The sequence below is a fragment of the Streptomyces sp. NPDC054887 genome (assembly GCF_053610585.1).
Window position 1 is genome coordinate 1 of the sequence record NZ_JBSGYQ010000030.1, and the last position, 19222, is coordinate 19222.

The window sequence follows — 19222 nt, forward strand, 5'->3', positions numbered from 1 at the left end:
GTTCCCCGGCACGTGCCGGGGAACGGGCCCACCGCCGACGGGGAGCCGACGTCCGCTCAGCCCACCGCAGCGGACCGGGCGGCGGCCGGAGCGTGCGCCGCCGGGACGACCTCGTGATCGTCCCCGGCGTGCGGGAACGGGCCGTCGGTCGTCGCTCCGTACACGGGGTACGGAGGCAACGTCACGGCGGGGACGGGCGTGGGCAGTGTGAACCACACGACCTTCCCGGCGTCGCCCTGAGGGCGTACGCCCCAGCTCTCGCTGACCGCCTCGATGAGAGCGAGACCGCGCCCGCTCGTATCGGACGCGCCGGCCGCACGGACGGTGGGCAGACGCGGATCGTGGTCGTGGACGGACACCGTCAGTCGATCGAGCAGCAGCTCGATCTCCACGGTGCACATCTTGTCCGGCTCTGCGTGCCGGTGGACGTTGGTCAGCAATTCGGTGACGCCGAGCGCCGCCGGGTCTATCAAGGGATCCAAATGCCAGTAGCGCAGTTGGGCCGAGATGATTCTGCGGACCTGACCGATCCGCGACGGCAGAACCTGGAGCTCCACCGTGCAGTGCCTGCTTGGCTCGCTGATCACGGCTGCGACTCCCCGAATAGGTCCGGAAGAAGACGAAGAACGGATCCAGCAGTGGCTGTCTGCTGTTTGGTCCGGCGGGGCTGGTTCGCAGCGTCACCGCCGTTGCACCCTGAGTGATGTGAGACCAGGGTCACCCAGGTGGTGCGGCCGCGCAACTCGCGCCGCATCACTCCCGCGCGTCCCGTACGCCCGGAAGGCCGTACGCGTCCTGCGCCGTACGGACCGTTTCGAGGAACCGCCCGGCCGGCTCCTCACCGTCCTTGGCCTGGCCGCGCCGCCCCATGGTGAGCCGGTACCGGGTGCCGTTGACGGTGGCGACGGTGCTGTCCTCCCCGCCGAACCAGGGCCTTGCCGCGGACACCGAGTCCAGCGGCGCGCTGTCGATCCACCGGCCGTCGCTCGTCAGCAGGACCAGCCTGCCGTCCTGCACCAGCACCTGGCCGGCCCTCGTCAGTGAGCGGGGCCAGCGCTCTATCCGTACACCCGTGGCGCTGAACTCGGGCTCCGCCATCCCACTTCGCCCCCTTCGCGCACGTGTCGTCCCCGCGCGGACGTCCCTCCGCGCGGCCCTCCGCGCGGATGTCCCTTTCGCGCGGATGTCCTCGTGCGCAGTCTGCCCAAGGCGGGGCCCGCGCACCAGAGCACGTCGACGACCGCGTGACCCCGCGCTGGGCCGCGTGCAGGTCCGTACCAGCGCACCCCACAAGCGATCCCTATGGATGCCCAAAGTCAACGTTTGTGCAGGTGAGAGCCTTACAGTGGCAGCTGGGGACCGGAGTTCCCGGGCAGCACCGGCCGCCCGTGAGCGCTACGACGAGGAGTGGCCCGTGAGCACCACCGACCAGGCACGTACCGGCAGCGACGCCACGCCGACGATCGACGTGGACCGCAGCGATCCGGCGTACCGGTCCTGGCTGAAAGAGGCCGTCCGCAAGGTGCAGGCGGACGCCAACCGCTCCGCGGACACGCACCTGCTGCGTTTCCCGCTGCCCGACGCGTGGGACATCGACCTCTACCTCAAGGACGAGTCGACGCACCCGACCGGCAGCCTCAAGCACCGCCTCGCCCGCTCGCTCTTCCTGTACGGCCTGTGCAACGGCTGGATCAGGCCCGGCAAGCCCGTCATCGAGGCGTCCAGCGGGTCGACCGCCGTCTCCGAGGCGTACTTCGCCAAGCTGATCGGCGTGCCCTTCATCGCGGTGATGCCACGCACCACCAGCCCCGAGAAGATCCGGCTCATCCAGTTCCACGGCGGACAGTGCCACTTCGTCGACGACTCCCGGAAGATGTACGAGGAGTCGGCCGCGCTCGCGGACAGGACGGGCGGCCACTACATGGACCAGTTCACCTATGCGGAACGCGCCACCGACTGGCGCGGCAACAACAACATCGCCGAGTCCGTCTACCAGCAGATGAGGCTGGAACGGTACCCGGAACCGGCCTGGATCGTCGCCACCGCCGGGACGGGCGGCACGTCCGCGACCATCGCCCGCTACGTCCACTACATGCAGCACGACACGCGCATCTGCGTACCCGACCCGGAGAACTCCTGTTTCTTCGACGGCTGGACCCGGGGAGACGCGGGCGCGACGAGCGACTGCGGTTCGCGCATCGAGGGCATCGGCAGGCCCCGCATGGAGCCGAGCTTCGTTCCGGGCGCCATCGACCGGATGATGAAGGTCCCGGACGCGGCGAGCGTGGCGGCCGTACGGGCGCTGGACCGGGCCATCGGCCGCAAGGCGGGGGGCTCCACCGGAACAGGGCTGTGGAGCGCTCTGAAGATCGTCGCGGAGATGGTCGCGGAGGGACGCAAGGGCAGCGTCGTCACACTGCTCTGCGACCCGGGCGACCGCTACCTCGACAAGTACTACTCGGACGCCTGGCTCGCCGAGCAGGGCCTGGACATCGCTCCGTACAGCTCGGCGATCGACCGGTTCCTGGCGACGGGCGAGTGGCCCTGCTGAGCGGCCGGCGCGTGCGGCAGGCGGCGGTTACGCGCGCGTGGCCGCCAACCGCCGGTCGAGGGCGCGCACCGCGTCGCGGAAGGCCCGTCCCAGACCGGGGCGGGCCAGACGCAGCGCCGGCCCCAGGGGGGCGGGTCCGGCCGCCGCGAACGTCCACCGCACCCGCGTGCCCGTGGCGGCAGGTGCGAGCAGCCACTCCTCCGCCAGGGCGCGCACACCCGGAGCGTTGGTCACGTCCACGCGGTACGCGTACCGCTCGGCGGGTTCGGCCGCCAGGACCGTCTCCTGGAAGCGGATGCCGCCCCTGAGGCGCACCTCGCGTCCCGCGCCGCCCGCCGTGGGCCGGCACAGCGTCACGGCGCCGAACCAGGCGGGCCACCCGGTGACGTCCTCGGCGAGTGCCCGGTAGAGGGCCGGCGGCGGTGCGGCGGCCACGGCCGTGAACACCAGGCGGACGGGAGCGGTGTCGACGAAGTCGAGTTCCACAGGGCGGAGTCGGCGTGGCATGTGACCTGTACTCCCAGGGGTTCCGGAGGTGTCGAGCGGGCGCGTGGGCGCTCGCGGACAGGGCCCCGGGCCCGCTCACGGACCGGGCTCGCACACCGTAACGGGCGGCCCGTCAGATGTCTGCCGGTTCGCCGGACCCGCCGTCTGCGGACCCGCCGTCTGCGGACCCGGCGTCTGCGGACCCGGCGTCTGCGGACCCGGCCTCACCGGCCCCGGTGCCTCCCGCCCCCGCCTCACCCGACCCGTCCTCGCCGGCGACCACGAGACCCGGCAGGTGCTCCGCCATCTCCGCGCGGGCACCGGCCGACAGCCCCCGGTCCGTCACCAGGGTGTCGACCTCTTCGAGCGTGGCGAAGGAACTCAGCCCCACCGTGCCCCATTTGGTGTGGTCCGCGACCACCACGACCCGCCGCGCCGACCGCACCAGACGCCGGTTCGTCTCGGCCTCGGCCAGGTTGGGCGTCGAAAGCCCCGCCTCAAGGGAGATGCCGTGCACCCCGAGGAACAGCACGTCGAAGTGGAGCGAGCGGATCGCCTGGTCGGCGACCGGACCCACCAGCGAGTCCGACGGTGTCCGCACGCCGCCGGTGAGCACCACGGTGGCCGCCCCCGGACGCGGCCCCTTCCCGCTCGCGCGCTGCGCGGTGTGGAACACGTCGGCGACCCGCACCGAGTTGGTCACCACCGTCAGGTCCGGCACCTCCAGCAGGTGCTGGGCGAGCGCGTACGTCGTCGTACCGCCGGACAGCGCGATCGCGCTGCCGGGCACCGCCATCGCCGCCGCCGCCCGGGCGATGTCCTCCTTGGCGCTCAGTTCGAGGTTCGACTTCGCCTCGAAGCCGGGCTCGTGCGTACTGGCCTCGACCACCGGCACCGCGCCGCCGTGCACCTTCTCCACGACGCCCTGCCGCGCCAGCGCGTCCAGGTCCCGCCGGACCGTCATGTCGGAGACGTTGAGCCTCCTGGTCAGCTCTTGGACCCGGACGCCTCCGCGCCGCCTGACCTCGTCGAGGATCAAGGCACGACGCTGCTCCGCGAGCAGGTTCTGACTGTCGGTCACGGGCGGTCCTGTCCCTTCGTTTCGGGGTACGGGCATCGAGGGGTTGCTCATCCTCGCACGGGTGCGCGGCGACCGGACCTCGGGGAGATTCCGTGAGATTCGGCCGGAGCCGTGCCACGGCTGCCCATGATCCGGGATCCTTGAGCGGCCGCGCCGTGCGCGGAAGACGATCCTCCCGATCCTCCCACCACGAGAGCGAGCCACAGAAGTGCCCCGTGTCACACCGCCTCGCGACGACGAAGGCGGCCCCGCGCTCGAACTCCTGGTCCACGGGGTCGGCGGCACCACCCCCCAGGACATGCTCGGAGACCCCCGTACGGTCCGGATCACCGGCGACGAGACCGCCGCCGTCTACCGCCGCACGGACGACGTCGACGCGGACCGCACCGGGGGCTTCGGGGGCTCCGGCGACGAGGGGACCGGCGGCGACGCGACCCGCGACCGGCCGGTTCCCGAGGCGTACGTGTGGTGCAACCTCACCTCCGGCAACGGAGCCCGCGCCCTGTGGCTGCTCCTCCTGCCGTTCATGGTCGCCAACCTGGCCCACTGGATGCAGCCCACGACCCGTGGTCTCACCAGAACCGTGCGTACCTACGGCGTACTCGTGCGGCTCCTCGCGCTGAGCCTCACCGTGCTGCTCGTCGCCGCCGCCTGCGAGGTCGCCCTCGACCTCACCGCCTGGCAGTGCGCGGGCTCGTCCCGCTGCTCCGGCGACAAGTCGTGGCTCGGCTTCCTGTCCACCGACCGCGGCGGCTGGTGGTCCCAGCCCGGCCGGCGCCTCGCCCTGGCCGCCCTCGTGCCCGCCGCCGTGACCGGGCTGCTCTGGTACCTGTCCAACCGCACCTGGAGCGCGTACGAGTCCCAGCGGCCCCTGCCCGCCGGAGCGGAGCCCGACCCGGACGAGCCCACCGCCCGCCCCGCCCTCGGCATGCCGGGGTTCTGGTACGGCCGCCGCCTCGTCGCCCGGCTGCGCGCCGCGCACACCGCCGCCGGCTTCCTGACCGTCGCCGCCGCCGTCGCCGGGGCGGCGGCCCGCTACGACAGCGGCTCGTCGGGGCCGCTGCTCGAAGCGGTCGGCCGGCTCCTCGAAGCGGGGCTGCTCGCCGGCGCCGCCCTGGTGGTCTGGGTGGTCTGCCGCAGGGGCCGCAGCGAGAGCAGCCTCGACGTGCGGCTCGACAAGGCCGTCACCACCCTGCTGCCCGGCTCCGCGCTCGCCCTGCTGGCGCTGACCATCCTGTACTCCGCCTGGTCGCGGCCGGGCTGGGTCTCCGAGGGCCGGCTGCCCGGCGACCGGGCCTTCGGTGTCCTCGTGCTCGGCCAGGGCGTCCTCGTCGTGACGCTCGCCGTCGTGGCGCTCACGATGTACCGGCGGGTCCCCGACACCCGTACGGCGATGCGCGGACTCGGCGGTCCCGCCACCGCCATGCTCGCGTGCGCCCTGGGCGGCGTCATGACCGGGGGCGTCGCCCAGCGCGTCGCCGACTGGCTGGACGGCGGAGGCACGCCCGGCGAGCCCGGCGGCGAGATCAAGGGCCCGCCGGTCCTGCTCACCTGGCAGGCTTCCGTCATCCCGCCCCTGCTCGTGCTCCTGCTGGCGCTGGGAGCGTTCCTCGCGGTACGCACCTGGCGTGCCCGGCGGGCCATGGGCGACGCCGTCGAGGCGGAGTACCCGGACGCCGAGCCGGACTTCGTACGCACCCGCCGCATCGCCCGTGTCCGTGCCATGGCCGCGCTCACCGACCGCGCCCCCGCGCTCCTCGGTGTCACCTCGGCCGCCACACTGCTGCTCGGCGCCGCCGCACTGGTGGGCGCCTGGGTGACCGGGAAGGTGCCGGGCAGGGCCGCAGCCGGGACCCACGACTTCGTCGCGTCGGCCGCGCAGGCCGCTCAGGCGCTCGGCTCGTGGCTGATCGGCTTCGGCTTCATACTGTTCGTGACCTGGGGCCGGCGGGCCTACCGGGATCCCGCGGCCCGCCGCACCATCGGCATCCTCTGGGATGTCGGCACCTTCTGGCCGCGCGCGGCCCACCCCTTCGCACCGCCCTGTTACGCCGAGCGCGCCGTGCCCGACCTGACGTGGCGGATGGCGAGCTGGACCGAACGCACCGGCGGACGGCTCGTCATCTCCGGTCACTCGCAGGGCAGCGTGCTCGCCGCGGCCGCCGTCTGGCAGCTGCCGCCGCGCACCCGGCGCCGCGTCGCCCTTCTCACCTACGGCTCGCCCCTCGAGCGTCTGTACGGGCGGTGGTTCCCGGCGTTCTTCGGAACGAGCTGCCTGGAGGCACTGAGCCGCGAGGTGCACTGCTGGCGGAACCTGTGGCGCCGTACCGACCCCATCGGCGGACCCGTGCGCGTACGGGGCGGACAGGAGCCCGGTGTGGACACGGAAGCGCTCAAGGACCCGCTCGCCTACGGACGCACCCGGGAACAGCCGTTGCCCGCTCCCGTGCTCGGTCATTCCGACTATCAGGCCGATCCCGCGTTCGACCGGGAGAGGACCGCGCTCCTCGACCGGCTGCCGCCGTGCGCGGTGCCCCGCCAGCGACCCGACGCACCGCTCGGTCAGGGAAGTTCGGGCAGGTCCTCGGGGTAGAGGATAGTCAGGTCGTCCGTGTCCATCTCCATGAGCTGGGCGACCCGGCCGGCGTGCCGCTCCACCATGGACTCGAACGTCTGGCGCGCGGTACGGCCGTTGCCGAACGCGGGTCCCTTGGGGAGCGCGGTGAAGTACTTGAGAAGCGCTTCGGCCGTTCCCGTGCCCAGCCGGTACTCGTGCTCCTCGGCCTGCTGTTCCACGATCCGCAGCAGCTCCTCCGGGGCGTAGTCGGAGAAGGTGATCGTGCGGGAGAAGCGCGAAGCCACACCGGGGTTGACGTTGAGGAAGCGCTCCATCTCCGCCGTGTACCCGGCGACGATGACGACGACCGCGTCCCGGTGGTCCTCCATCAGCTTCACCAGGGTGTCGATCGCCTCCTTGCCGAAGTCGCGCCCCGAGTCCTCGGGGGACAGGGCGTACGCCTCGTCGATGAACAGCACACCGCCGCGCGCCCGGTCGAACGCCTCCTGCGTGCGGATGGCGGTCGAGCCGATGTGCTCGCCGACCAGGTCCACCCGGGACACCTCGACGAGATGGCCGCGCTCCAGCACCGCGAGGGCGGCGAGGATCTCGCCGTACAGACGCGCGACCGTCGTCTTGCCGGTTCCGGGGGAGCCCGTGAACACCAGGTGGCGGCGGACCGAGGCGGCCTTGAGGCCGGCCTCCTGCCGGCGGCGGCCGATCTCGATCATGTCGGTGAGCGCGCGCACCTCCCGCTTGACGCTCTCCAGGCCCACCAGAGCGTCCAGTTCGCCCAGCACGGCCTTCGGCGTGCGGACGGGCTGCCCGTCCGCCACAGGGGCGGCCACGGGCTCCGTGGCCCGCTGTCCGGGGACCGCGCCGAGCAGCCCGGTGGTCTGCGTGGCGGTCAGGACGGCGGCGGCCTCCGGGACCGGAGCACGGACTCCGCTCTCGTCGCTGGTGCAGTCCTCGACGAGCGGCCCGTCCTCGGCGAACTCGTAACCGCCGCGCGCGCAGCGCTCGGTGCGGCAGCGGGTCAGCGTCGTACGGCAGCCGTCGATCACGTGGAAGCCGTAACCGCTGCTTCCCGTGACCCGGCAGCCGTGGAACGTGCCGCGGCCCTCGGCCGAGACGTAGAAACCCGCCTCGGCGGGCGAGGTGACCGTGCAGCGCTCCATGCGCGGGTCGGCGCCCTTAGTGACGATGACACCGGTCTGGGCTCCGTCGATGGTGCAGCCGGAGAGCGTGCCCCCGCTGCCGTGGTCGCGGAACCACGCACCGGTCGACGCCTCCCGGATCCGGCAGTCGTCGAGCTGCGCGGTCGCGCCGTCGCTCACGGACACCGCCGTGTTGCGCACCTGGGACAGGTCGCTGTCCACCACGTCCACGCGCGACCCCCTGTCGAGGACGAACAGCGCGTCCGGGACGTCGTGCACCCGGCAGCCCTCCAGCACGGCGGTCGCGCCGTCGCTGATCCAGACCGCCGGATAGTCGCCCGTACTGTCGTGGATCTCGCACTGGTTGGCGTCCACCCGCGTACCGGGGTCCCAGACGGACAGCCCGTTGCGGCCGAACCGCCGCACCGTGGAACGGGTCATCGTGAGGACCGCGCGCGAGCGCAGGTCGACGGCGTTCTCGGGAATGTCGTGGATGTCGCAGTCGGACAGTGTCAGTACGGCGTCGGTGTCGAGCGTGACGCCGTCGGCCGAAGTGCGGTGGACGGTGCAGTCGGTGAGGTGCGCCGAGCCGCGGGCGGCGACCTGTACGCCGGTGCCCTTGACCTCGTACACCTCGCAGCCGACGGCCTCCAGGCCGCTGCCCTCGCCGGTCACCGACAGGCCCGAGCCCGAGGTGTGGTGGACCCGGCAGCGGTCCAGGCGGGGGCGGGCGCCGCCGCGCACCGAAACACCCGACTGCCCGGCCGCCACCACCTCGCACTCCTCGAACACCCCGCCGCCGCCGTCTATGACGCCGATGCCGACGCCGGCCGGGTTGTCGACCGTGCAGCGCCGCACGGTCGGGCGGGCGGCGCCCCGCACCTCGATGCCGACGGCGGAGCGCGTCACCACCCGCAGGTCGACGAGCTCGGGGGCGCCGTCCTCGACGAGCAGGGCGGGGGACGCCGTGTCCTGCCCCTCGATGTGCAGGTCCTGCACCACTGCGGAGGCGCGCACGGTCAGGGCCACACCGTCCACCGGGGCGATCCGAACCGAGCCGACCGTCCCCTCGGGGCCGCGCAGGGTCACGGCGCGGTCGACGACGAGGTTCTCCCGGTACGTACCCGGGGCGACGGTGAGCACGTCGCCGTCCCCCGCGGCCTCCAGGGCCGCGGCGAGGGAGGCGTATTCGCCTGTGCGGCGCCGCCACCGCGATGTGCCGGTGTGCGTCACCTGGACCGTGCCCTGTGCCATGGCGTTGCTGTGCCCCCACCTTGTGCCGACGTGCTGACGAACTGGCCGCTCCACCGTAGCGCGGGTGAGGGCGGCGAGTTGACCGGTCAGCCGCAGTGGGCGGGCCCGCCCCGGGCGCCTGTGCGCGGAGGTCAGCTCCCGGCGCCCGTGCGTCCCCAGTCCGGACCGGTTTGGGCCCATTCCTGGTCGAGCCGGGCGTACCGACGCAGCACGAGCCGCCGTACGACCAGGCGCCTGCCGCCCTCGAAGAGCGCGGCCGCCGCGGTCGCCGCCCCGACGCCCGCGATGGCGGCATGGGTGGAGGCGGTCGCGTCGTCCAGGGGACGGCCCACGGGCCGGCCCTCGTCGTCCGTCCACATCCGGAAGCGGTCGCCGGGCCGCGCGACCGGCTCGGTGGTCGCCACCACACCGGTGCGCCGGCTGCCGTCGTACGCCGTCCAGCGGGCCAGGACCCTGGTGTGCGTCGTGCGCTCCGACGGCGCCTCGGGGGCGGAGAGCGGCACCGGTTCGGTGGCGGTGTCCACGACGTGGGCCGTGGTCCGGTGGCGCTGCTCCTGCTGCGCGCGTACCGACTCCCGCAGCGCCTCGTGGGTGAGCGTGCCGCAGAGCCACCCCGCGGTCGGGGCGGCGAGCACGATCAGCAGCACGGCGGCGAACGTCACCCATGCCTCGGCCAGATCGGTCGTGCGGCACAGCGGGCTGTGCCGCCGGCGCCACACCGCGCATGCCGTCCGCACCGTTCGCACCCCCTTCCGGCCCGCCCCACGCCCGACCCGCTCGGACGTCCCGGACCACGTCCGCCCGTTCGTCCGTCCAACGGGTCCGCCGTCCCGGCGGGTTCCCCTCGCGGGCGGGCCTATTCGAGGATTCTCACCGGATCGCCGACGCGGACGGTTCCGGTCACCTCGGGCACCAGATTCTGTCCGAAGAGCAGCTTGTCGCCGGCCCGCCGGTGCCGGGCGAGTGTGCGCAACGGCTCCTTGCCCCGCTCGGCCGTCCGCTGGTCGGTGGTCGTCACGACGCAGCGGGCGCAGGGCTCGGTGACCCGGAAGGTCACTTCGCCGATCGCGACGCGCTTCCAGCCGTCCTCCGCCCACGGGGCGGTGCCGTCCACGACGGCGTTCGGCCGGAACCGGCTCATCGCGAGCGGACCCTCGTCGGCGTGGTCGCCCTGGGCGATCAGGGAGTTGAGCGCGTCCAGGGACGAGAGGCTGGTGACCAGCAGCGGATAGGCGTCGGCGAAGCTCACCGTCTCGCCGGGCTTCCCGTGGGCCGGCGCGACGGGACGGCGGTGCGACGGGTCGTCGAGATGGACCAGGCGCACCTCGGTTTCCAGGTACGCGCTGAACCAGGCGTGCGCCCCCGCGCCCGCCTCGACGACCTCCACCTTGTCCTTCCAGAGCTGCACGCCCGTCGTGCCCGACAGGCCGGGGTCCGGAACGGCCACCACCAGCGGCTCGCGGCCGGGAGCGGACAGCCGTATCCCGCCGTCGGGCAGCGGCTCGGCGCGCGCCAGTGCCAGACGCGGCTGAGGGCGTTGTGTGACGACCTTGCCGGCCGGGTCGACCAGCATCCATCTGCGGTCTCCGGCCGGCCCCCACGGTTCGACGCGCACCTCGCCCGGGGCGTACCCGGTCACCGACTTGACCGGGTAGACGTGGACCGCGTGCAGCAGCGAGTTCGGCATGCGGCCAATCCTGCCAGCCGGGTCCGACAGTCGTACGCCCGGTCAGTACCCCCGGCTCTGGTAGTGCTGGTTGTACGGGTCGTCGTACGGCGTGGCGGCCTGCACCGGACGCGGCGCCGCCGGACGCATGGCCTCGTACCCGGTCGCGGCGGCCTGGCGCGGCTGCTGCTGGTACTGCTGGGGACCCGGGTAACCGCGCGGGCCGGCGGCCTGTTGCGGGATGTACGGCGCGGGCGCGTGCTGGAGCGGCGCCGGCTGGGGCTGCGCCTGCTGCGGGTAGCCGTAGGAAGGGGCGGGGGAGTAGTAGGAGGGCGCGGCGGGAAGTGCGGGAAGCGCCGCCGGGAGGGCCGGCAGATAGCTGTTTCCGGTGTCGTACGCGGCAGGTACCCGGATGGGAGCGATCTGGGGCGTGCCCCGCTCTGCGACGAGGGAGTCGTAGATCGGGGTGTCCGGGAAGGACGGGGCGGAGTAGTAACCGCCGCCGTAGGTGGCGCGGGGGGAGGTCATGGCACCTAAGTTAAGCCGAAGATGTTCTGGTTGGGGAGCCCGATAAGAGGGTTGTTTTACGGGTTGCGAGTGGCTGCGGATCCCTAATCCGAGCGAACTTGGCAAAAACGGTCGCCGCTCGATGTAAAGATCGTGTATGTGCGCCCTGGCCATGGGTTACCCGAGGTCGCCGGGTGATCTTGAGCCCGTCGTCGAAGGGCCGGGGAACGCGGGGAATAGGTTGGCGGTACGGAAATCCTCGGACACCCGCAGTCGCGATGGGGGCGATCATGTCCATGCTTAAAGGAACCAATGTGCCGGTGCCGGCGCCGGCCGTACGCGTCGAATTGGGATGGCGTTCGGGCGCCGGTGTGCCGGACGTCGACGCCTCCGCGCTCCTGCTCGTTTCGGGAAAGGTCCGTGACGACGCGGACTTCGTCTTCTACAACCAGCCCGCGCACGCGTCCGGCGCGGTGCGGCACGACGGCAAGACACCCTCCGGGGACGCGGTGACGGACACGCTCGGGGTCGACCTCGCGCGGGTGGAGGCGGCCGTGGAGACGGTCGTCGTCGCGGCGTCGGCGGACGGCGGCAACTTCGGTCAGGTGCCGGGTCTTTACGTCCGCGTGCTGGACGCCGCGAACGGCACGGAGATCGCGCGGTTCGACAGCCGGGACGCGACCGTCGAGACGGCCTTCGTCCTCGGTGAGCTCTACCGGCGACAGGGCGCCTGGAAGTTCCGGGCCGTCGGCCAGGGCTACGAGACCGGACTCGAAGGGCTTGCCAGGGACTTCGGCATCAGCGTCGACGAGCCGCAGCAGCCCGGGGCGCGGCCGCGTGGCACCGCGGAGGTCCCGGCCGCCGCGCCGGTCACGGTCTCACCGCCGGCCCCGGTGGTGGCCGCGCCGGCCGCCACGCCCGCCCGGCCCCCGGCCCCCGTACGCCTCACCAAGATCACCCTCACGAAGGAGGCGCCCGCCGTCTCCCTCACCAAACAGGGGGGCACCTCGGGCCTGATGCGCGTGAACCTCAACTGGGAGGTCCGCAAGCAGTTCACGGGCTGGGCGGCCAAGCTCGGCCGGGCCGTCGCCATGCACGGGGACCTCGACCTCGACCTGTGCGCCCTCTACGAACTGTCCGACGGCCGCAAGGGCGTCGTCCAGGCGCTCGGCAACGCCTTCGGCTCGCTCCAGCAGCCGCCGTACATCCATCTCGACGGCGACGACCGCACCGGGTCGGTCAGCACCGGCGAGAACCTGACCATCAACCTCGACCACCGGGACGAGCTCCGGCGCGTCGTCATCTTCGTCGCCGTCTACGAGGGGGCCCGTTCCTTCGCCGACCTGCACGCCACGGTCACGCTCACACCGCAGAGCGGCGCGCCCATCGACTTCTCGCTCGACGAGTGCACCGTGCCCTCCACCGTCGCGGCGCTGGCCCTCATCACCAATGACGGCGGCGATCTGACCGTGCGCCGCGAAGCGCGCTACCTCGTACCGGAGCGCGGTGTCAGCCCGCAGCGCACCATCGACCACGCCTACGGGTGGGGCATGAACTGGTCGCCCGGCAGGAAGTGACCGCGCGGCGGCGGCTCAGTGCTCCGGCGCGGCTTCGGGACGCGGGTACGTACGCCCCTTCCAGGCCGCGCCGCGTCCCCGGTAGTGCTGTACGGCGGAGTCGACGGTCATCAGCAGGTAGAGGACGGCGGTGAACGGCAGGGAGAGCGCGAACCACGGCGGCAGCCCGTAGTAGCGCAGCACGGGAAGGTACGTGGCGGTCATTACCGCCCATGCCAGGCCGCCCGCCCAGGCTGCTGCCGCGTCAACCGCCAGCACACCGGCGCACAGAGTGAGCGGGGGCGCGAGGTACACGAGCGCGAGCCCCGCGACCGTTCCCGTGAGCAGCGCCGGACTGTGCCGCAGTTGCGCGTAGGCGCTGCGCGAGACCATCCGCCACAGGTCCGTGAGCCGGGGATACGGGCGCACGCTGTCCACCCGGTCGGCGAGCCCGAGCCAGATCCTGCCGCCGGAGCGCTGCACCGCCCGGGCGAGTGACACGTCGTCGATGACCGCCTGGCGGATCGAGTCGGGCACGCGCGCGCGTGCCGCGGCCTCCGTCCGCAGCAGCACGCAGCCTCCGGCGGCCGCCGCCGTCCGCGCTCCCGCCGCGTTGACCCACCGGAACGGGTAGAGCTGTCCGAAGAAGTACACGAACGCCGGGACGATCAGACGCTCCCACCCGCCGGCGACCCGCAGCCGCGCCATCTGGGAGACGAGGTCGAGGCCGTTGGTACGGGCCGAGGCCACCAGTTCCCGCAGGCTGTCCGGCGCGTGCGCGATGTCCGCGTCCGTGAGGAGCAGGTACTCCGGCTCGTGCCCGTACGCCTCCCGCCCTCTCGCGCGCGCCAGCGCCATGCCGTGCCGCAGCGCCCAGAGCTTCCCCGTCCAGCCGTGCTCGGGATCGCCGGGCGAGTCCACCGTCAGGGGCAGCCCTCCGTGCGCGCGGCCCAGCTCCCGCGCCAGGGCGCCGGTGCCGTCCGTACTGCCGTCGTCCACCAGGACGATCTCCGCACGCCCCGGATAGTTCTGGGCGAGCAGTGACGGCAGGCTCAGCGGAAGCATCCCGGCCTCGTCGCGTGCCGGTACGACCACGGCGACGTCCGGCCACACGGCGGGCTCCTCGCGGCGCGGCAGCCGCTGGTCCGTACGCCAGAAGAACCCCTGTCCCAGCAGCATCCACAACCAGGCGGCCAGCGAAAAGCCTGCAATCCAGGCAACAGCACTCATTCGCCGCAGTCTGCCCCACCCCGAGGGCCGCCGAGGGGCGGTCGACTATGGTGACCGGGTGAAGATCGCGCTCATGGACTCCGGAATCGGCCTGCTTCCGACGGCCGCGGCGGTGCGCCGACTGCGGCCTGACGCCGATCTGGTCCTCTCCTCCGACCCCGACGGCATGCCCTGGGGGCCGCGTACGCCGGCCGATGTGACCGAGCGCGCGCTCGCCGTGGCACGGGCCGCGGCGGAGCACCGGCCCGACGCGCTGATCGTCGCCTGCAACACCGCTTCCGTCCACGCGCTGCCCGCGCTCCGCGCGGAGCTGGAGCCCGGCCTTCCCGTGATCGGCACCGTTCCCGCGATCAAGCCGGCCGCCGCCGGCGGCGGCTCCGTCGCCATCTGGGCCACACCCGCCACCACGGGCAGCCCCTACCAGCGCGCCCTCATCCGCGAGTTCGCCGGCGGTGCGGCCGTCACCGAGGTGCCGTGCCCCGGCCTCGCCGACGCCGTCCAGCACGCCGACGAGCAGGCCGTCGACCGGGCCATCGCCGCGGCCGCCGCCCTCACCCCCCGCGATGTAAGGACCGTCGTCCTGGGCTGCACCCATTACGAGCTGGTCGTCGAGCGCATCCGCGCCGCGGTCCAGCCGCCCGGGCTCCCGCGCGTCGCCCTCCTCGGATCCGCCGAAGCCGTGGCCGCCCAGGCGCTGCGCCGCATCGGTGCCCCGCCGGCCCCGGCGGCCGCCCCGGGAGCCACCCTCACCGTTCTGCTCAGCGGCCGGGACTCCGCGCTGCCCGCCGCGGCGCTCGCGTACGCCGAGGGCCGCCTCCTGGAGACGGTCGACGCCGCGCGCTGACCTCCGTACGGCCGAGGCGCGCCCCGCCCGGCACTGCCGCGACCGCGGAACGTGCGTACGCTGCTACGCATGAGGGAGCACCCCCGCGGCGAGGGGCGTACCACGGAGCCCCTCCCCGTGATCTGGACCGGACGCGCGACCAACCGCGCACAGTGGCTGCTCGCGGCCGTCGGCGCGGGATGCCTCGCGCTCGGTGTGAAGCTGGCCGTCGACTCGACATGGACCTCCGGCCTCGCCCCGCTTCTCATGTCGGTCGTGGGCTGCCTGGCGGCCGGCCTGCTCATCCTCTTCGGGACGCTCGCCTTCGTCCATGTGGCGGTCAAGGTCGACAGCGACGCGCTGGAGGTCCGCTGCGGTCACATGGGCCTTCCCCGTCGCCGCATTCCGCTCGCCCACGTGGTGCGCGCCGAGTTCGCGCCGAAGGTGACGCCGTGCCACTGGGGCGGCTGGGGGTACCGCTGGCGCCCCGGGAAGGGCATGGCCGTGATCGTCCGCAGGGGCGAGGGAGTCGTGCTGCGGCTCGGCGACGGCCGGATCTTCACGGTGACGGTGGACGACGCCGAGACGGCGGTACGCGTGATCCGCGCCCGTCTGCACGCGGCGGCGACGGGCGGCGGCATCGGCGGGCCGCACCGTTGAACCGGGTCGGCCTGTACACGGCCGTGGCGGACGAAGGGGCCGGCGGCCCGCACCACGCAGAGGCGTGCTCGTACGTGGCCGTGGCGGACGACGGGATGGGCGGCCCGCACTCTTGAGACAGTCCACGGTTACGTTTCGTCCGGCCGGGAACGACCTCGCCGGACACCGGGGGAGCGCCGCGCGGTGGGCTTCGGCGCGCCGCCGCTGCCGGCCGCACTCCGCACCGTCCCCGCCCGCTGACCCCCGCTCTAGGGCTCGTCCGTTCGCGGGCCGTCCCCGCCGCCGCCCTCGTCCGCCAGGCGTCGTGCCGTTGCCAGGCCCGCCAGCAGGCCCGCGCCCGCGGTGACAGAGGTGAAGCTGAGCGCGTTGCCGATGCCGGCCAGTGCGGCGACGGCGGTGAGCGCCGCCGCCGCTGTCAGGGCCACCGGGGTGCCGCGCGGGGAGCGCCACAGCCCGTACAGCAGCCAGCCGAAGACCCCGCCCAGCAGGACGACGCCCACCACGCCCTGCTCGGCCGCGAGCTGGAGGGGCGCCGAGTGGGGCTTGGCCCCCGAGTACGGCGACTGCTGCGCGGCGGGGCTGAGTCTGCCGAACCGGTCGGGGCCCGCGCCGCGCACCGGGTTCCGCTCGGCGAGGGCGACCGCGTCGCGCCACAGCAGCACCCGGTTCACCGTGAGCTGCCCCTCCAGCGACACCGTCAGCCCGTCCGGCAGCGCGTCCTCCGCCACCGCCCACGAACCGCCCACCACGAGCCCGGCGACCAGGGCGCACCCTGCCAGTCCCACCGCCCGGCGGCGCATCCGCGCCACCGCCAGCGAACACAGCAGTACGCCGAGCGCGGCAGCGAACCCCGCGACGGAACCGAGCACCAGCCCCGTGACCGCGACCGTGAGCGCCAGCAGCCGCAGAGCGAGGCGCAGCGGATACGGCCGCGCCGCCCACGCCGCGCAGCAGGCCGCCCCGGAGGCGAGGGCCAGCAGCGCGGCCGTCGCGCCCGTACTGCCGGAACTCTGTCCCGTCGCGGCGCCCGCCACCTCGTTCGTCAGGCCGTGCCCCGGGCGCGGGAAGACGACCAGGGCGAGCGCGGCGCACGCGCAGGCCGCGGCGGCCGCGACCGGCAGCAGTGAGCCGCAGATCCGGCCGCACGCGTAACTTCCCGCCACCACGAGCACCGCCAGCAGGACGCCCTCGGGCCTCGCCTCCCGCCCGGCGGCGGCGACCAGTGACCAGACGGCGCAGCCGCCGAGGACCACGACGCCGGCGGCATCGGTGAACGCACCGCGTTCACGCGCGCCGGACCGTACGGCCGGTGCGGCCATCCCGTCGACCCCCCGACCTGAGACGGGCCCCGCCCGCCGCGGCAGGAGACGGCCGGGCGCCGGGGACTGGCGCACACGGTAATGGGCGGCACGGCGCTGTGTGCGCGGTTTGCGCAGGAACGTTGCTTCTCCTGCCGGAACCGCCCTCTCCGTACCGCGCCGGGTCACCGTAGACTCCGCCACGTGAGCGCCACCCGCACCGCCGTCGACCAGCCCGCGCAGCCGCCGGCCCCGCACTTCCCCGCCCCGTCACGCGGGAGAAGCATGCTGACCCGGTTCGTGGCCCCCGTGGCCGCCGTACTCTCCGGTCTGCTCCTGTACGCGAGCTTCCCGCCACGTCCGTTGTGGTGGCTCGTGCTGCCCGGCTTCGCGCTGCTCGCCGCGTGTCTGTACGGGCGGCGGGCGCGGGCCGCCTTCGGGCTCGGTCTGCTCTCCGGGCTCGGCTTCCTGCTGCCGCTGCTGAGCTGGACGGGCGAGGAGGTGGGGCCGGTGCCCTGGTTGGCGCTGGCCACCGCCGAAGCGCTGTTCGTCGCGGTGTGCTGCGTCGGCATCGCGGCGGTGACCCGGCTGCCTCTGTGGCCCGTGTGGGGCGCGGCCGTATGGATCCTGGGCGAGGCGGTGCGGGCGCGCGTGCCGTTCGGCGGCTTCCCCTGGGGCAAGATCGCCTTCGGGCAGGCCGACAGCGTCTTCCTGCCCCTCGCCGCCGTCGGCGGCACCCCGGTGCTCGGGTTCGCGGTCGTGCTGTGCGGCTTCGGTCTGTGCGAGCTGGTACGGCAGTTCCGTGCCCACCGCCTCACGGGCGAAGTGCCGCGCAGGGGCGCGGCCCTCGCCGCGCTGACGGTCGTCGTGCCGGTGACGGCCGCGCTCGCGGCGCTGCCCCTCGTCGACGACTCCGCGCAGGACGGCACCGCGACGGCCGCCGCGATCCAGGGCAATGTGCCCCGGCTCGGCCTCGACTTCAACGACCAGCGCCGTGCCGTGCTGGACAACCACGCGCGGCGCACCGAAGAACTCGCCGCCGACGTGGAGGCCGGCAAGGCGCCCCGGCCCGACTTCGTCCTGTGGCCGGAGAACTCCTCCGACCTCGACCCCTACCGCAACAGCGACGCCCGCGCGGTGATCGACCGGGCCGTGCGCGCGATCGGCGTCCCCACGGTCGTGGGAGCGGTCCTCACGCCGGACACCGGAAAGCTGCGCAACACGCTCATCGAGTGGGACCCGGAACGCGGCCCTGTCGCGACGTACGACAAGCGGCACGTCCAGCCGTTCGGCGAGTACATCCCGATGCGTTCCTTCGTACGGCTCTTCAGCTCGGACGTCGACCGGGTGCGCAGGGACTTCGGCCCGGGCGACAAGGTCGGGGTCTTCGACCTCGCGGGCACGAAGGTCGGACTCGCCACCTGTTACGAGGCGGCGTTCGACTGGGCGGTGCGCGACACCGTCACGGGCGGGGCGCAGCTCATCTCCGTCCCCAGCAACAACGCCACCTTCGGCCGCAGCGAGATGACGTACCAGCAGCTCGCCATGTCGCGGGTGCGGGCCGTCGAGCACAGCCGGGCCGTCGTCGTTCCCGTGACCAGCGGTGTCAGCGCCGTCATCCGGCCGGACGGCGAGGTCGTGCGGCAGACGCGGATGTTCACGCCGGACGCGCTCGTCGCCGAGGTGCCGCTGCGTTCCTCGCTGACCCCCGCGACGCGCCTCGGGGCCCTTCCCGAGGGCGTACTGGTGCTGCTCGCCGGTGCCGGTCTCGGCTGGGCCGTGTTCCGCGGCGTACGGGCCCGCGGGGGAACGTCCGCATGAGCGTGCGGCGGGTCCGGTGGGCGTTCCGTGCCCACAGCTCCCGCTAGGGTTCCGACCATGGCGACTCCCGATTTCATCCGCGAGCTCCGGGCCACCGCAGGCCACCAGCTGCTCTTCCTGCCGGGTGTCAGCGCCCTCGTCTTCGACGACGCGGGCAGAGTGCTCCTCGGCCGCCGGGCCGACACCGGCAAGTGGTCGGTCATCGGCGGCATCCCGGAGCCCGGCGAGCAGCCCGCTGCGGCGGCCGTACGGGAGGTGTACGAGGAGACCGCCGTCCGGTGCGTGGCGGAACGTGTCGTTCTCGTACAGGCGCTGAAGCCGGTCGAGTACCCGAACGGCGACCGGTGCCAGTACATGGACATCACCTTCCGGTGCCGTGCCGTCGGCGGCGAGGCACGGGTCAACGACGACGAGTCCCTCGACGTGGCCTGGTTCTCGGTCGACGCGCTCCCGGAACTGCACGAGTTCTCCCTGCTGCGGATCAAGCAGGCCCTCACCGACGAACCCACATGGTTCGAGCCCACCACGCGGCTGTGAAGTATGGGTGGTCACCACATCGGTGCCCGGGTGGGCGC

Annotated in this window: 17 protein-coding genes; 7 read left to right on the top strand and 10 right to left on the bottom strand. The window is 73.4% G+C overall.

The genetic code is table 11. From position 1 onward, the window contains the following. Positions 1 to 56: 56 nt before the first annotated feature. Positions 57 to 587, bottom strand: coding sequence for an ATP-binding protein (locus ACWGH0_RS18380; protein WP_453405199.1), 531 nt, complete (start codon positions 585 to 587; stop codon positions 57 to 59). A 166-nt stretch (positions 588 to 753) separates the two neighbouring features. Then, on the bottom strand, positions 754 to 1098 hold the full coding sequence (locus ACWGH0_RS18385; protein ID WP_453405200.1) for a hypothetical protein: 345 nt from the start codon (positions 1096 to 1098) through the stop codon (positions 754 to 756). Positions 1099 to 1414: 316 nt separating this feature from the next. Between ACWGH0_RS18385 and ACWGH0_RS18390 the strand changes: the two genes are divergently transcribed. Further along, a complete protein-coding gene (locus ACWGH0_RS18390; protein WP_453405201.1) occupies positions 1415 to 2551 on the top strand; it encodes a PLP-dependent cysteine synthase family protein in 1137 nt (378 codons plus the stop codon). 27 nt (positions 2552 to 2578) lie between these two features. Here ACWGH0_RS18390 and ACWGH0_RS18395 read toward each other — a convergent pair whose 3' ends face one another. Together ACWGH0_RS18395 and ACWGH0_RS18400 are read right to left on the bottom strand one after the other, a co-directional pair. Continuing rightward, positions 2579 to 3058 carry an SRPBCC family protein gene (locus ACWGH0_RS18395; RefSeq protein WP_453405202.1) on the bottom strand — a complete coding sequence of 160 codons (480 nt, stop codon included), beginning with the start codon at positions 3056 to 3058 and terminating at the stop codon, positions 2579 to 2581. A gap of 112 nt (positions 3059 to 3170) precedes the next feature. Continuing rightward, entirely contained in the window at positions 3171 to 4118 is a 948-nt protein-coding gene (locus ACWGH0_RS18400; RefSeq protein ID WP_453405203.1) for a DeoR/GlpR family DNA-binding transcription regulator, read from the bottom strand. A 208-nt stretch (positions 4119 to 4326) separates the two neighbouring features. Here ACWGH0_RS18400 and ACWGH0_RS18405 point away from each other — a divergent pair, with 208 nt between their 5' ends. Then, positions 4327 to 6711 carry a hypothetical protein gene (locus tag ACWGH0_RS18405; RefSeq protein ID WP_453405204.1) on the top strand — a complete coding sequence of 795 codons (2385 nt, stop codon included), beginning with the start codon at positions 4327 to 4329 and terminating at the stop codon, positions 6709 to 6711. On the opposite strand, the gene ACWGH0_RS18410 is transcribed toward ACWGH0_RS18405, so the two are convergent. The 4 genes from ACWGH0_RS18410 to ACWGH0_RS18425 form a co-directional block, all read right to left on the bottom strand. After that, positions 6681 to 9086 carry a right-handed parallel beta-helix repeat-containing protein gene (locus ACWGH0_RS18410; RefSeq protein WP_453405205.1) on the bottom strand — a complete coding sequence of 802 codons (2406 nt, stop codon included), beginning with the start codon at positions 9084 to 9086 and terminating at the stop codon, positions 6681 to 6683. The genes ACWGH0_RS18405 and ACWGH0_RS18410 overlap by 31 nt on opposite strands. A gap of 131 nt (positions 9087 to 9217) precedes the next feature. After that, entirely contained in the window at positions 9218 to 9823 is a 606-nt protein-coding gene (locus tag ACWGH0_RS18415; protein WP_453405206.1) for an Rv1733c family protein, read from the bottom strand. A 119-nt stretch (positions 9824 to 9942) separates the two neighbouring features. Then, entirely contained in the window at positions 9943 to 10773 is an 831-nt protein-coding gene (locus tag ACWGH0_RS18420) for an MOSC domain-containing protein (protein WP_453405207.1), read from the bottom strand. Between the two features lie 42 nt (positions 10774 to 10815). Then, a complete protein-coding gene (locus tag ACWGH0_RS18425) occupies positions 10816 to 11280 on the bottom strand; it encodes a DUF6643 family protein (protein WP_453405208.1) in 465 nt (154 codons plus the stop codon). A 257-nt stretch (positions 11281 to 11537) separates the two neighbouring features. On the opposite strand from ACWGH0_RS18425, the gene ACWGH0_RS18430 reads away from it, so the two are divergent. Then, positions 11538 to 12836, top strand: a complete 1299-nt coding sequence (locus ACWGH0_RS18430) for a TerD family protein (protein ID WP_453405209.1) — start codon at positions 11538 to 11540, stop codon at positions 12834 to 12836. 15 nt (positions 12837 to 12851) lie between these two features. Here ACWGH0_RS18430 and ACWGH0_RS18435 read toward each other — a convergent pair whose 3' ends face one another. Then, on the bottom strand, positions 12852 to 14045 hold the full coding sequence (locus ACWGH0_RS18435) for a glycosyltransferase (protein ID WP_453405210.1): 1194 nt from the start codon (positions 14043 to 14045) through the stop codon (positions 12852 to 12854). 58 nt (positions 14046 to 14103) lie between these two features. On the opposite strand from ACWGH0_RS18435, the gene ACWGH0_RS18440 reads away from it, so the two are divergent. Both ACWGH0_RS18440 and ACWGH0_RS18445 read left to right on the top strand, forming a co-directional pair. Beyond that, entirely contained in the window at positions 14104 to 14889 is a 786-nt protein-coding gene (locus tag ACWGH0_RS18440; protein WP_453405211.1) for a glutamate racemase, read from the top strand. 69 nt (positions 14890 to 14958) lie between these two features. Beyond that, positions 14959 to 15528, top strand: a complete 570-nt coding sequence (locus ACWGH0_RS18445) for a hypothetical protein (protein ID WP_453405212.1) — start codon at positions 14959 to 14961, stop codon at positions 15526 to 15528. Positions 15529 to 15776: 248 nt separating this feature from the next. Here the strand turns inward: ACWGH0_RS18445 and ACWGH0_RS18450 are convergent, their stop codons facing one another. Continuing rightward, the gene (locus ACWGH0_RS18450; RefSeq protein WP_453405213.1) at positions 15777 to 16847 is read right to left on the bottom strand and encodes an O-antigen ligase family protein; all 1071 of its coding nucleotides are present in this window, start codon (positions 16845 to 16847) and stop codon (positions 15777 to 15779) included. A gap of 183 nt (positions 16848 to 17030) precedes the next feature. Between ACWGH0_RS18450 and lnt the strand changes: the two genes are divergently transcribed. Further along, positions 17031 to 18647 (top strand): apolipoprotein N-acyltransferase, encoded by a 1617-nt coding sequence (gene lnt, locus ACWGH0_RS18455; protein ID WP_453405214.1) that lies wholly within the window; start codon positions 17031 to 17033, stop codon positions 18645 to 18647. Between the two features lie 57 nt (positions 18648 to 18704). Then, positions 18705 to 19184: an NUDIX hydrolase gene (locus ACWGH0_RS18460; RefSeq protein WP_453405215.1), complete on the top strand. Its 480-nt coding sequence runs from the start codon at positions 18705 to 18707 to the stop codon at positions 19182 to 19184. The last annotated feature ends 38 nt before the right edge of the window (positions 19185 to 19222 follow it).

What these genes read in the sequence shown, in the direction of transcription:
- ACWGH0_RS18420 (WP_453405207.1), bottom strand. Translation starts at nt 10,773, where the DNA reads ATGCCGAACTCGCTGCTGCACGCGGTCCACGTCTACCCGGTCAAGTCG.
- ACWGH0_RS18430 (WP_453405209.1), top strand. Translation starts at nt 11,538, where the DNA reads ATGGGGGCGATCATGTCCATGCTTAAAGGAACCAATGTGCCGGTGCCG.
- ACWGH0_RS18410 (WP_453405205.1), bottom strand. Translation starts at nt 9,086, where the DNA reads ATGGCACAGGGCACGGTCCAGGTGACGCACACCGGCACATCGCGGTGG.
- ACWGH0_RS18425 (WP_453405208.1), bottom strand. Translation starts at nt 11,280, where the DNA reads ATGACCTCCCCCCGCGCCACCTACGGCGGCGGTTACTACTCCGCCCCG.
- ACWGH0_RS18450 (WP_453405213.1), bottom strand. Translation starts at nt 16,847, where the DNA reads ATGGCCGCACCGGCCGTACGGTCCGGCGCGCGTGAACGCGGTGCGTTC.
- ACWGH0_RS18460 (WP_453405215.1), top strand. Translation starts at nt 18,705, where the DNA reads ATGGCGACTCCCGATTTCATCCGCGAGCTCCGGGCCACCGCAGGCCAC.
- ACWGH0_RS18445 (WP_453405212.1), top strand. Translation starts at nt 14,959, where the DNA reads ATGAGGGAGCACCCCCGCGGCGAGGGGCGTACCACGGAGCCCCTCCCC.
- ACWGH0_RS18395 (WP_453405202.1), bottom strand. Translation starts at nt 3,058, where the DNA reads ATGCCACGCCGACTCCGCCCTGTGGAACTCGACTTCGTCGACACCGCT.
- ACWGH0_RS18385 (WP_453405200.1), bottom strand. Translation starts at nt 1,098, where the DNA reads ATGGCGGAGCCCGAGTTCAGCGCCACGGGTGTACGGATAGAGCGCTGG.
- ACWGH0_RS18435 (WP_453405210.1), bottom strand. Translation starts at nt 14,045, where the DNA reads ATGAGTGCTGTTGCCTGGATTGCAGGCTTTTCGCTGGCCGCCTGGTTG.